This window comes from uncultured Hymenobacter sp. (assembly GCF_964243305.1).
Taxonomy (GTDB): domain Bacteria; phylum Bacteroidota; class Bacteroidia; order Cytophagales; family Hymenobacteraceae; genus Hymenobacter.
Genome location: NZ_CAXTEF010000010.1, coordinates 86,470 through 99,254 on the forward strand (window position 1 = coordinate 86,470; position 12,785 = coordinate 99,254).

Below are 12,785 nucleotides of genomic sequence, written 5' to 3' on the forward strand. Positions count from 1 at the left end.
GCATCGACCCAGGCCGAGTACCAGCACGCGCCAATCAGCCGCGCCGCCAGCCGCAGCTGCCGCTCCACCTGCCCATTAAGCTGGGCGTGATAGGCCCGGCTGAACTCGCGCGAGTAGGTGCGGATGGTGGCGGTGCCGCGCTGCTCGTAGCCAAACTTGCGGTCCTCCGCGAAGCGCGCGGTCAGCTCTCTTTCAAAGCGCAAAACGGAGTCTACGGCCGCGTGCGAGCGCGCTACGGTCGCCCAGATAGTCTCGCCGGGCCGCTCCAGGTAGGGCGCGGGGCCAGTGAAAAAGTCGTAGTCGGCGCTCAGCAGCTCCGGCAGCCGCGATTCCCAGAGGCCGTGGATGCCGCGCTGCCCGGTGAGTTGCCCGTTGTAGTTGCGCGTGGTGTGCAAGGGCACGCAGGCATCGGCCACGTAGTGCCCCATGTCGGCCGAAATGCGCAAAATCCGGTCGGCGTCGCGCTCTCGGAAGGCGGCCGTGAGCTGGCCCTGCATGAGCAAAATCTGATACGGCACGATGCCGTGGCGCAAGAGGGAGTCTTCGCCGTAGCGGGCCACGGCGTCGGCGTAGGAGCGGGGCAGGCCGCGACCGTGCGTGGTCAGGGCCGAGTCGCCGTAGGCATCGACGTCGAGGAAATGGCGCGGGGCCTCGCCGGGCACCACCATGCGCCGCGAGTCGGGCCGCGTAGCGTTGGTGCTGAGGTAGTCGATGTGCGTTTTGTAGAAGCCCAGCATCTCGGGCGGCAGGCTGAACACGGCCAGCCGATTCAGCAGCCGGTGGCCGAAGAAGCCCCAGGCGCGGGCGGGCGGCGGCCAGAGCAGCAGCAGGAATAAGAAGGCTAGCGGCTTGCTCACAGAATAAGGGGGTAGGGACAGCGGTAGAATCAGGCGCGGCTGAGCAAGGAAATCAGTTGCCGGTTGCTGTAGAGGTGATACTTCCCTAACTCACTGGCCTCTAGCAAATTTAAATCCGTTAGCTGATTTAAGTATTTCGTGGCCGTGCTATAATGAACCCCCAGCGTACGGGCGGCCTGCGTGGGTGTCAGAATGGGCTGCGTGAACACCGCTTCGATTAATTGCGGCGGAATTTTGCGCCCGCTCTGCCGCACCGCGTCCCGAAACTGCTGAAGCAGGCCCATACTCTCGACCAGCATTTGCTTGGTTTCGCGCGCCTGCTGATGAAAGCCTTCCAGCATAAACAAAATGAAAGATGTCCAGTCGCCCGCCGCCGACACTTGCGCCAGCAGCCGGTAGTAGTTGGGCCGGTGCCGGTTGATGTAGCCGCTGAGGTAGAGCGTCGGCAAGGTCAGCAGCTCGTGGTAGGCCAGGTAGAGCACCATCAGGATGCGCCCCGTGCGGCCGTTGCCGTCGCCAAACGGATGAATAGCCTCGAACTGATAATGCGTGATGGCGCAGGCAATCAGCGGGTCGATGCGCTCATCAGGCGTGTGCACAAAGTTTTCCCAATTGCCCAGCAGTCGATTGATGTCGTAGGCGGACGGCGGCGTATACACCGGCTGCCCGGTGGCTGAATTGATAATCTGGTTGGGCGTAGTCCGGTAGCCGGCGTAGCCGCTGGGTAGCAGTTGCTGCTGAATGCCGACAATCAGCCGCGCCGAAAGCGAGAGCGCCGGCAGCTGCTCGAAGCCCCAGCGCATAGCTTGGCCATAGCGTAGCACTTCCTTGTCAGCCGGCCGCTGCTCAGCTTCGGGAAATAACTGTTGCTGCAACGCCTGCTCAACTGTTGTGTTCACGTTTTCAATGTTGGAGCTGGCAATGGACTCGCGCAGAATGGCGGGCGAAAGCAAGAGTATCGGATTCGGGAGGGCCGCCGAATAGCCTTTCAGTTCTCCTAATTCCGTGCGGGCTTTGGCGACCAGGCGATGAAATCGAATGTCGTCGAAATCAAGGGCCGGCGGCAAATCAGGCAGCGGAAACGGTCGGCCAGGTAGGAAGGTCATCGCCAAGGGCAGACATAGCTTGTTTCACAAACGAAACAAGCGTATGACAAATAAAACAAGAAAAACTGGCATATCACGCAGGATGTACCAGTTTTGCTGTCATACCAGCTTGAAGGAAGCCAACGCTCCGTTAGCTTCAACTGGCTATTAGCGCCGCTTGCCCTCGCCCGCGAACTTCATCCGGTACTCGTGCTTCACGTCGCCCTTGCTGATGCGGGCGAGCTTGCCCTTGAGCAGCTGCTTTTTGAAGGCCGATAATTTATCCGTAAACAGCACGCCCTCCAGGTGGTCGTACTCGTGCTGAATGATACGGGCCGCCAGGCCCGAAAACGCTTCCTCGTGCACCTGCCGCTGCTCGTCCTCGTAGCGCAGCACGATGTTGGCCGGCCGGTACACCATCTCGCGGATGCCGGGGATGCTCAGGCAGCCTTCCTCGAAGCCCCACTCTTCGCCGGTTTCGCTCACCATGCGCGGGTTGATAAAGGCGCGCCGGACGGCGGTTTCGGCCGGCTCGGCGGCTTCGGCGCCGGCGGGGGGGGTAGGGATTTGGTCGTCCTCATCCTCGTCCTCGTCGTCTTCGTCGGGTTCCACCATCGGGGCCGAGTCCATCACGAACAGGCGCACGCCGCGGCCTACCTGCGGAGCGGCCAGCCCCACGCCGTGGGCCGAGTACATGGTCTCGAACATGTTAGCAATCAATTCTTGCAGCTCAGGGGCGGGCAGCGTGACGGGCAGGTCTTTGGCGCGGGTTTTCAGCACCTGGTCGCCGATGGCAACGATAGGGTAAATCATAGGATAGGTTTTACTAGCACAAAGGTACTGGTAGGGTGCGGGGCTGGCCCCCGCCCGGCGTCCGCGCTGCCTGCTAAAATTGTGGTTGTGCCGCGGACGCCGGGCGGGGACCAGCCCCGCACCCTACATCGTTCTGCCCGCCGGCGATTCCAGAAAGGACTGCAAGATGAGCGCGGCGCTGACCCTATCGACGGTGGCTTTGTCACGGCGGGCTTTCTGGCCCAGGCCGCCGGCCAGCATGGCGGCGTGGGCCATGCGCGAGGTGAAGCGCTCGTCAATCTCGTGCACCGGCACCAGCGGCAGCTCGCGGCGCAGGCGGCGCAGCAGGCCCACCACGGCGCTGGTGCTGTCGGTGGCCTCATTGAGCAGCGTGCGCGGCATCCCGACCACGATGGCAGCCAGCGGCTCGCGCTGCTGGTAGGCCAGCACGTAGGCCACCAGGTCCTGGGCATGGATGGTTTCCAAGGGCGAGGCAATGAGCTGCAAGGGGTCGGTCACGGCCAGGCCCACGCGCTTGTGGCCGTAGTCGATGGCAAGGATGCGGCCGGGGGGGGTAGGCATGACGAAATAGACGGCGGTAAGGCCACAAAGATACGGCGGGCTCTCACGGGCTGGGCGCGCCAGGTGGGGGTAGGGCCCGCGCCGGCCGTAGGTCCGGGTTTCGCACAGCGTCTGCTAAGCGATATAAGTTAAGTGCCATTTAGGCGGCTGCTCAAGCAACTACTCTTTAAGGGGCGTATCCTGGAATGTTCAATTAATAGATGGCCTTTTTGAGCTAAAAAAAGGAAATATTGCACCTATGAAAGAAAATAGTAGTTTTGCAATTTTAACTGATTTAAACCAGGAAAAGTTTTAATAGCTTTGACGACCCTTCCTCCTGATTTACTATTTGCAGCTACTTCTACCTCAGCCCTTGCAACCTGCCTCCGCCCCGGTTTTTGCTTCCGAAAATGCCTCGCCGGCTGCGCACCGGGCTGCGCGTCGGCGGGCGCGCTGGCGGCCGGCTTTGCTGGTGCTTTGCGCGCTGGGCACGGGCGTTTTGATTGGCAACAACCCCTTCCGGCCCGGCAGCACTAACCCCGACGCCACGGCCCGCGGCTACCTGCGCTTCAAGGAAGTGCTCAGCTACGTGGACCGCGACTACGCCGATTCGGTGAATACCGAGGAGCTGGCCGATTTCGCGGTGCAGCGGATGCTCGAAAAGCTCGACCCGCACTCGGTTTACATTTCGGCCAAGGAGCGCGACGCGGCCGACAGCTTTTTGCAGGGCGACTTTGATGGCATCGGCGTCGAGTTCAGTTTCTGCCGCGATACGGCCACGGTGGTGGCCCCGCTCAGCGGCGGGCCGGCCGAAGCCGCCGGCCTGCGGCCCGGCGACCAGATTGTGCAGGTGGGGGGGGTAGGGGTGACCGGCGCCGGCCTGAGCGTGGCCCGCGTCAGCCAGCTGTTTCGGGGGCCGCGCGGCAGCAGCGTCACGCTGGCCGTGCTGCGCCATCATCAGCCGCTCCGGCTCAGCGTCACGCGCAGCCGCATCATCAATTCTTCGGTTGAGGTGGCTTATCTGCTTGACCCGCAAACGGGCTATATCAAGCTCAACCGCTTTGCCGCCAACACCTACGACGAGTTTAAGAGCGCCCTCGCCGACCTGCGCCGCCAGGGCCTGACCCGCCTCGTGCTGGATTTGCGCGGCAACCCCGGCGGCTACCTCGACCGCGCCACGCGCGTGGCCGACGAGTTTATCGCCGGCAACCGCAAAATTGTGAGCACCGACGGCAAGGGCGAGCAGTATGACGCTCAAACCTACGCCCGCGTGGCCGGCGAGTTCGAGCAGGGGGCGCTGGTGGTGCTCGTGGACGAGGGCAGCGCCAGCGCCGCCGAGGTGCTGGCCGGCGCCCTGCAAGACCACGACCGCGCCCTGCTCGTGGGCCGTCGCACCTACGGCAAGGGCTTGGTGCAGCAGCCCATTCAACTGAGCGACGGCAGCGAGTTGCGCCTCACCATTGCCCGCTACTACACGCCCGCCGGCCGCTCGATCCAGAAACCCTACGGCGCCGACCACGACGCTTACGCTCACGACCTGGCCGGGCGCCAGCAGCGCGGCGAGTTTGAAGTAGCCGACACCGCCCGCTTTGCCCAGGGCCCGCGCTTCCGCACCGACCACGGCCGCGCCGTGTACGGCGGCGGCGGCATCATGCCCGACGTGTTCGTGCCCCGCGACTCCTTGCGCCACTCCGGCTACTTCGGCCAACTCCAGAGCCAGGGCGTGCTAGGGGCCTTTGCTCTCGACTTTTTCGAGGCCCACAAAGCCGCGCTGCAGGGCCTGCGCTTTGAGCAGTTCGAGGCCACGTTCCGCCTCAGCGACGCCGACCTGCTGGCTCTGCACGCCCGTGCCGTGGCCGCCGGCCTGGCGCCCAATCAGCCAGCGCTGCGCCGCTGCGCCGGTTTGCTGCGCAATCAGCTCAAGGCCGGCATTGCCCGCCACGCCTACGGCCTGGTGGCCTGCCACACCGTGCTCGGTGGCCGCGACGCGGATTTGCAGCGCGCCCTGCAAGCCGTGAATGACAGCACCACGCAGCTCGCGCTGCTGGGCCAGTGAGCGGTCCGCGCCGGCCCTACCCCCTGGCGTTTACAATAAGCAGCAGCCTGTCCACGTTAAAATCACGGATAATTAATAATCGAGACTCATACCAGCCAATAGTTCTAAATTATAGGGTGGGAGTCAGCGCCTGCGTATTCGGGCACTGACTTCCCGCCGCCAGCCGCCGGGCTCCCTCTCTTGCTTGGAGAGGGGGTCGGGGGGTGAGACTGAGTAGGAGGCCTGCCTTCCCATTCACTACTCACCCAAAACCAAAAGCCCCGCGGCCAGCCGGCCGCGGGGCTTTTTCGATTTTAGAACCAGCCGCTTCAAAAATCCCTACCCCCCGTTTACTGCTTGATGGTCTTTTGCGAGATGACCTGCCCGTTGACCGTGACCTGCGTTTGGTAGAGGCCGGGGGCCAGGCGGCGGCCATCGACGGGGACGCGGTGGGCCCCTTTGGCGTAGGGTTTCCGGTCCACGACAGTCGCGACGCGGCGGCCCAGCCCGTCGAGCAGCACCACGCTCACGGTGCCGGCCGCGCGCATATCAAACGAGATATTGAACTCGTCCTCAAACGGCACGGGCGCCATCTGGAAGCTGGCTTTGGGTACGTTGGGGGAGTTGGTGCGCAAACCCAGGCCTGTGACGAAGGGCCCGGTCAGGTTCAGGAAGCTGGCCATGATGGGCGTCAGGGCGGTGTTGTCGAGCAGGCCCTGGCCGCTGATGCGCCCGGCGTGGGAGCCGTTGGTGTTGTCGTCGGCGCCCACCCAAACGTCCTGGGGCGTGTGGTTGCCGACTTGGCCGGTCGCGTTGCTCACGCCGTTGCCGTTGGTGAGCGGGTTCGAGCCGTAGGCCACCACGATGCGGCGGGCCGTGGCCGAGGCCGGCTCCGGGTACTGAAAGCCCTGGAAATCTCTCAGCACGTACTGCGGGAAGAAGCCGTAGGTGCCGCCGTCGCCGCGCACCAGGTTACTAGGCGTGGCGTAGCCCGCCTCCGCGCTCACCGATTTGTTTATCCCATCGGCGTAGGTGCGAATCTTGGTGCCGTTGCGGGTGAAGTCGGCCTCGTCGTGCAAGCCGGTGAGCGCCACGCCCCCGCACTCGTGGTCGGAGGTGGTGAAGAGCAGCGTGTTGCCGCTGGTGCTGCGGTTGGCCAGCAGGCTGCGGCCCTCCGCGATGGCGTAGTCGAAGGCCATCACCTCCTTGATGAGGTAGTCGGAGGCGTAGATGTTGGTGGTGCGGGCCGTGGTGGGCGTGGCGCCCGGTCCGGCGTCGCCCCCGCCCACGTACACCGGCTGGTCGACGTCAACGGTATACGCCTTGCCCGTGGGGGCGGTGCTGGCCACTACCGCGATGCCGCCGGTGTTGGAGTGCTCCATGTGGTCGATGCGGCCCGACTCCACCATCAGGAAGAAGCCCTTGCCGTTGGCCTTGGCCGTGAGCACCTGAATGGCCACGCGCGTCATCTCGGCAATCGAGGGCTCCCAGGCCGCCGCCGTCTGCCGGTCCTGCTCATAGCTCACGTGCGAAGCAGTGAACAGGCCGAGCAGCTTCTTGCCGCCGGGCCCAAACTCGCTCAGGTTGAGCTTGGTCAGCGCGTCGCGGCTGTTGACGTACTTGTAGTTGCGACTCTCCACGGCGTACTTCACCAGGTCGATGCCGTCGGCGCGGGTGCCGCGCAACGTGACGGCCGTGCCGGCCGCGTTGCGGATGGCCGCGCCGGCCGCATCAACCACCGCCGCGCTGGGGCTGGCCGTGCCGCCAGTGGGGACGGCGGGCAGGAAATGGCGGGCGCCGCCGCCGAGCAGCACGTCCAGCTCGACGCCCACTTTCGGGGTCGGCAGCACCCAGTCGCGGGCGGCCGAGTAGCGGAACGAAGCCGTCGGGCTGGAGTTGTAAATGGCCTCGTACTCGGCCTGGGTCGAGGCGATGTACTGAGCGGCGATGTAGTCCTCCAGGTCGCGGTTCCACATGTGGGAGGCGAAGGCGGCCGGCGTGGCGTGCGTGATGCGGGCCGTGCTGACCAGGCCCACGGCGTAGCCCTGCTTCTTGGCCGCTTCCAGAATGGTTTCAATCGCCTGCCCGTTGGTCGGGTCCAGCGTAATCATGTCGTTGTCGATTTTGCCTTTCTTGCCGCTCGCGTACACGGCCGCACCCGGTCCCGAGTCCGTAATCCAGGAGTTGAGCGAGTGCGTCGTGACGGTGGCGTTGTAGCGGAGCTTGTCCATCGCCAACACCTTGAAGTTGGCGTCGGTGTCGAAGCGCTTGCCATCCGCGCCCTGGCCCATTGCCATGCGGGCGGCCGTCTTGGGCGCGATACCGAAGCCGTCGCCGATGTAGAGAATGACGTTGGTGTTCGTGGCGGCGGCCTGTGCCTGCACCCGCGACCACGCGGCCGGGGCCAGCGTCAGCAGGCCCGTGGCGAGTAGAAATCTAGCTTTCATAAAGGGTTGGTTAAGGAAGGAGGGGGTAGGGAGAGCGCGGTCAGCTTATCCGCTCACAAAGGTTGATTTCTGGCGCGAAAGCAGGATTAATCTCCGGTAAACTTATCATTACCAAAGAAGGCGCGGCGCAATGATTTGGTAACAAAACCTTGATAAATAGGACCCTATTCAGCCAGCTACCTTTGCCAGGCGGGCCTGAGGTCGGCGCGGGCGTTTTGCTGCCCATCCCGCTATTCTACCCTGTGCCCCATGACTCCTATCCTCCCCTTGCGCCGCGTCGGCCGGCTTCTCCTTTTAATTGGCGCGCTGCTGCTCGTCAGTAGCCCGCCGGGCCGGGCCCGGGCGCCGCGCCGCTACCAGCTTGGGAGCCCCGAGAAGCCCGTGGCCCTGCTGCCGGCCGGCGCCGCCACCTACCTCGTCACCGAGCACAGCGTGTATCAGTTCCGGGGCCGGCAGGTGGTGCGCCGCTACCGCAGCGAAGCTCCGATTCAGTGCGCGCTGGCCGCCGACACGGCCCTGTGGCTGGGCACTGCGCGGGGCGCCGTGCAGCTGAGCACCCAGCAGTTCCGGCCGCGGCCACTGGCCCTGCCCGAGGGCGCGGGCGCGGCATCGGTAGTCGGCCTGTGCCGCGATGCGGCCGGCGCCATCTGGGTTGGGGCCGTGGGCTACGGCGTGTTTCGCGGCCAGCGTGGGGCGTTTGAGAAAGTGCTCAGCGTGCCGTCCGTGAACGCGGCGCTGGTCACGGCCGACAGCTCGGTCTGGATTGCCAGCAACTTGGGCCTGAGCCGCTTCCAGCACCAGCAGTGGACGCGTTACAACGAGGAAGGCGTGGCCAACCGGGAGATTCCCGACAACATCGTGGAAAAGCTGCTGCCCGACAACGCCGGCAACCTTTGGGTGCTGATGTCGGCCGGCATCAGCGTATTTCCGGGCGGCGGCGCGGGCGCCGCGCCGGCCGAGCTGCCCACGGCCACGTTTATCGGCCAGCCCGGCAACGAGGTTTTCAGCGTGGTCTATCTGCCCGGCCTGGGCCGCGTCTTCGCCACCGCGATGGGCCCGCTGCTGCTGCCCGACGTGCCGGCCGGGCAGTTCGCCAGCTTCGAGCCCGCCACGACTGATAAAGTTGAAGAGAAGCGGGCGTTAATTCCGCTGCATCTGCCTGGCGCCACTCAGCCGCGCCTTGTGCAGGTCGACCAGCGCCAGCGCGTATGGGTCGTGGGCGAAAGCGGGGTGCAGGTGTATGGCGCCAGAGCGTTTCGGCAGCTGGTGCGGGCCGGTCAGGCGCAGAAGAGGGGGTAGGCGGTCAGTTAAAAGTTGAGAGTTAAAAATTAAAAAGGACCGCCTGAATTACCAGACGGTCCTTTTTAACTCTTACCCTAGCAGCTCGGTGCTGCGCTTCACGAACTGCGTCAGGGCCTCGCCCTTGAGCATTCCCTGGGCCAGCAAGGCTAAATCAAAGGCCTGCTTGGCGAGCTTGGCGCCGGTTTCCTCGCCGGCCAGCACCTTCTGCACCAGCGGGTGGTTGGCATTCACGCTCACCGTGAACGAGTCGGGTAGGGAGCCGAACATCTGCATTCCGCCGCCGCCGCCCACGCGCTGCATGTCCTTCATGCGGCGCATAAATTCGCTCTGGCTGATGGTCACCGGCGCGTCCTGCGGCGAGAGGGCTTCGACCTGCACCTGCATGGTGGGGTTGTTGATGGCGCTGCTGTAGCGCTCTTGCAGCCTGGTCTTGTCTTCGTCGCTGAGCACGCTCTCGGTGGTTTCTTCCCTTTCGATGAGCTTGCCGGTGGCGTCGGCATCGACGCGCTTGAAGCTGGTCTTTTCCAGCTTTTGCTCCAGCTGCCCGATGAAGTGCGGGTCGAGCACGGCTTCCAGCTTCAGCACATCGTAGCCGCGCTCCCGGGCCGCCACGACATAGCCGTGCTGGGCCTCGGGGTCGGTCGTGTAGAGTACCACGGTGTTGCCGTTTTTGTCCTGCTGGTTGGCCTGAATGCTTTCGGTGTACTCATTCAGCGTGAAGTACTTATCGGCCACGTTCTGCACCAGCACGAAGTCCTTGGCCTTCTCATAAAACTTCTCGTCCGAAAGCATCCCGTACTTCACGAACATGCCAATGTCGCCAAACTTCTGCTCGTAGCCCTCGCGGTCCTTTTTGAACAGCTCATTCAGCTTGTCCGCCACCTTACGCGTGACGTACTGGTTGATTTTCTTCACGTTGGCATCGGCCTGCAAAAAGCTGCGCGACACGTTGAGCGGAATGTCGGGCGAATCGAGCACGCCGTGGAGCAGCATTAGGAACTCGGGCACCACATCTTTCACCTCATCGGTGATGAAAACCTGCCGCGAGTAGAGCTGAATCTTGTTGCGCTGAAATTGCAGCTCGTCCTTCACCTTCGGGAAGTACAGAATCCCGGTCAGGTTGAAGGGATAATCGACGTTGAGATGAATCCAGAACAGCGGCGGCTCCGAATACGGGTACAGCTCCTGGTAGAACGTGGTGTAGTCCTCGTCGGTCAGGTCGGCCGGCTGCTTGGTCCAGATGGGCGTGGTGTTGTTAATCAGCTCGCCCTCAAACTCAATCGGTACCGGCAGAAACTTGCAGTACTTCTCCAGAATGGTGCGCAGGCGCGCTTCTTCCAGAAACTCATCCGAATCGGCCGCCACGTGCAGCACCACGTCGGTGCCGCGCTCGGCTTTCTCGTGCTCGCCGGTGGGCTCTTCGAGGGTGAACTCCGTGCTGCCGTCGCAGGTCCAGTGGGCGGTCAGGGCGTCTTCCTTATACGATTTCGACCAGATTTCCACGTTTTCGGCCACCATAAAGGCCGAGTAGAAGCCCAGGCCAAACTGGCCGATAATCTGGTCCTTGGTCGTGGCATCCTTTTCTTTATACTGCTCCACGAACTCCGTGGCGCCGGAAAAGGCAATCTGGTTGATGTACTTCTTGATTTCTTCGGCGCTCATGCCCAGGCCGCGGTCCGAAACCGTGATTTTGCGGGCCTCCTTGTCCACGGTCACGCGCACCTTCAACTCGCCCAGCTCGCCGCCGAACTCGCCCGTCCGGGCCAGGCTGCTGAGCTTCTGGGTGGCATCGACGGCGTTGGAGACCAACTCGCGCAGAAAGATTTCGTGGTCCGAGTACAAGAATTTCTTGATAATCGGAAAGATGTTTTCGGTGTGAATCGAGATAGAGCCGGTTTCCATATGCAGTGAAATGGTGAAATAGTAAAATGGTGAGAAGGAAAATGCGGCGGGGACTACTACCCCACCACCATTTCACTAGCTCACCATTTCACCGTCCCAAAAGCTGCGCCACCTCGGGCCGGCGCTGTCAAGTTGGCAGCGTTGGGCGGGGCAGGGGGGGTAGGGAATCCCATTCGGCTTGCAGCTGCTGCGCCGCCGCCGTATCGCCCTGCGTGAGCCAGTCGAGCGCCACGGGCACGTCCTCGAACACCTGAATCGGGAAGTGCAGCAGCTGACGGCCGGCCCAGAGCAGCGATTCGACCGTCATCTGGTTGTGCAGATGCTCGTGGCGCAGGACCAAGGCCACCTGTTTTAGGGCCTGGGCCGCCACCTGCGGCAGCCAGTTCACCGTCATCCACAGCTCATCGGCCAGGCTGATGGGGGGTAGGCCCTCGAAGTCAATCAGCAGGTAAGTGGGCTGCCGCGCAACTATCAGGTCGCGGCCGTAGGCCAGGGCCGGGCGCAGGTTGCGGCCCGAGGCCTGCACGGCGCGCAGGTAGTGGCCCGCAGGCTCCCGCCACTGAAAGCGCATGAAGCCCAGGTCGGCATCATGCTGAGCTTGCAGCGCATCAAAAGGCGGAAGGAGCATAGGAATCTGAGCGGCTCTCCAAAAGGGGAGAACAGGCGCAGCAACGCAAAAAGTAGGCCGCTGTATTAACTTATCCTAATACTTAAAAATAACCCAGTCAACGCCCGTCCTACCCCCCCCAATGGCTCTTAAAGCCCGCTTACTGATTGGCCGGCTGCCGGGCAAGCTCCGCGCCTTAGTGGGCCCGGCCGGTTGTGCCAAGGGGGCCGGTCTGCGGTGCGTATCAGGCGTGGTTGAAGACCGCTTTGGCCTCGATGGCGGGGTCAAATTAGCGGCGGAACTCTACTCCAGCGCGGCGCGGCCAGGGGCTCGTCGTGGGGCAAGCAAAGGGCAGGCAAAGGGCAGGCAAAGGGCAGGCAAAATCGGCAAAGCTGCTGACTAATCAGCACCGGGAGGGAAAGGCGGTGAGAATTGCGGGCGTGAAAGCACTCAGGAAATTGAGGGCCACGGTACGAGGGACGTACCTGCTGAGATTAGGCCCCTGATTCTGCCTACCCCCCCGCGCCGCGCCGGCCGATGCTTTCGCGGTTTGCCCGTATGTTTGCGCTCGTGCCCGCCCTGCGAACTCATCTGGCCCTGTTGCTGCTCGTCTGCCTGCTGCGGACGCTGCTGCCCGAGGCGTGGGTGCTGGCTCTGCACTCGCACCAGCACACCACCGAGGAAGTAGCCCAGGCGCCCGTGTTTCGGCGGCAGCACCAAGGCAAGGCCCTGCTCGGCGCCAAGCACCAGCACTGCCAGGTCGAGCACTTCTACGACGTGCCATTTGTGCTCAGTGCGCCGGTGGTGCTGCCCCAGCCGCTGGCCCGGCCTTGCTTTGCCCTGGCGCCGGTGCCCACCGTGGCGACGGCCCCCTGGATTGCGCGGCAGCCGGCGCAGCTGCGCGGCCCGCCCGTAGCTTAGCGGCCCCCGGCTCTTCCTGACTTCAAGCCTCGCCCCGACTGCGCCGCGGTCTGGGGCCCGCCCGCGCTTGTTCTGCCGCGCCTGTGCGGCTAGTGCGCTTTTTCCATGAGGGTTTGTTTCTGCCGGCCGGGCTGCTTCACGGCCTGGGGGGGTAGGGCTGCTGAGCCTGCTGGCCGGGCCGGCGGGGGCGCAAGCCGCGCCCGCGCCTGCGCCGGCCTGCTCAGCGTCGTGCGCACCAACCGCGACGGCAACAACCGCTAACCAGGGCCGCCAACC

11 protein-coding genes are annotated in these 12,785 nt (G+C 63.9%); 4 read left to right on the plus strand and 7 right to left on the minus strand.

Features of this window, described 5'->3' with window-relative positions; genetic code table 11:
- The 4 genes from ACFE70_RS08375 to ruvX form a co-directional block, all read right to left on the minus strand.
- Positions 1-857: zinc dependent phospholipase C family protein (locus ACFE70_RS08375; protein WP_375417279.1), on the minus strand; the 857-nt coding region annotated here is incomplete at its 3' end.
- Between the two features lie 29 nt (positions 858-886).
- A complete protein-coding gene (locus ACFE70_RS08380) occupies positions 887-1,963 on the minus strand; it encodes a Fic family protein (RefSeq protein ID WP_375417280.1) in 1,077 nt (358 codons plus the stop codon).
- Between the two features lie 147 nt (positions 1,964-2,110).
- Positions 2,111-2,755, minus strand: a complete 645-nt coding sequence (locus ACFE70_RS08385) for a peptide deformylase (RefSeq protein ID WP_375417281.1) — start codon at positions 2,753-2,755, stop codon at positions 2,111-2,113.
- 123 nt (positions 2,756-2,878) lie between these two features.
- Positions 2,879-3,316 (minus strand): Holliday junction resolvase RuvX, encoded by a 438-nt coding sequence (gene ruvX, locus ACFE70_RS08390; RefSeq protein WP_375417282.1) that lies wholly within the window; start codon positions 3,314-3,316, stop codon positions 2,879-2,881.
- Positions 3,317-3,668: 352 nt separating this feature from the next.
- Between ruvX and ACFE70_RS08395 the strand changes: the two genes are divergently transcribed.
- The gene (locus tag ACFE70_RS08395; protein WP_375417283.1) at positions 3,669-5,351 is read left to right on the plus strand and encodes a S41 family peptidase; all 1,683 of its coding nucleotides are present in this window, start codon (positions 3,669-3,671) and stop codon (positions 5,349-5,351) included.
- Positions 5,352-5,680: 329 nt separating this feature from the next.
- On the opposite strand, the gene ACFE70_RS08400 is transcribed toward ACFE70_RS08395, so the two are convergent.
- A complete protein-coding gene (locus ACFE70_RS08400; protein ID WP_375417284.1) occupies positions 5,681-7,777 on the minus strand; it encodes an alkaline phosphatase in 2,097 nt (698 codons plus the stop codon).
- 249 nt (positions 7,778-8,026) lie between these two features.
- Between ACFE70_RS08400 and ACFE70_RS08405 the strand changes: the two genes are divergently transcribed.
- Positions 8,027-9,076 carry a hypothetical protein gene (locus tag ACFE70_RS08405; RefSeq protein WP_375417285.1) on the plus strand — a complete coding sequence of 350 codons (1,050 nt, stop codon included), beginning with the start codon at positions 8,027-8,029 and terminating at the stop codon, positions 9,074-9,076.
- 72 nt (positions 9,077-9,148) lie between these two features.
- Here the strand turns inward: ACFE70_RS08405 and htpG are convergent, their stop codons facing one another.
- Together htpG and ACFE70_RS08415 are read right to left on the minus strand one after the other, a co-directional pair.
- Positions 9,149-10,981, minus strand: a complete 1,833-nt coding sequence (gene htpG / locus ACFE70_RS08410; protein ID WP_375417286.1) for a molecular chaperone HtpG — start codon at positions 10,979-10,981, stop codon at positions 9,149-9,151.
- A 127-nt stretch (positions 10,982-11,108) separates the two neighbouring features.
- Complete coding sequence (locus ACFE70_RS08415; RefSeq protein WP_375417287.1) at positions 11,109-11,609, minus strand: hypothetical protein; 501 nt, start codon at positions 11,607-11,609, stop codon at positions 11,109-11,111.
- Between the two features lie 537 nt (positions 11,610-12,146).
- Here ACFE70_RS08415 and ACFE70_RS08420 point away from each other — a divergent pair.
- A complete protein-coding gene (locus tag ACFE70_RS08420; protein ID WP_375417288.1) occupies positions 12,147-12,509 on the plus strand; it encodes a hypothetical protein in 363 nt (120 codons plus the stop codon).
- Positions 12,510-12,614: 105 nt separating this feature from the next.
- Complete coding sequence (locus ACFE70_RS08425) at positions 12,615-12,770, plus strand: hypothetical protein (RefSeq protein ID WP_375417289.1); 156 nt, start codon at positions 12,615-12,617, stop codon at positions 12,768-12,770.
- Positions 12,771-12,785 lie beyond the last annotated feature (15 nt).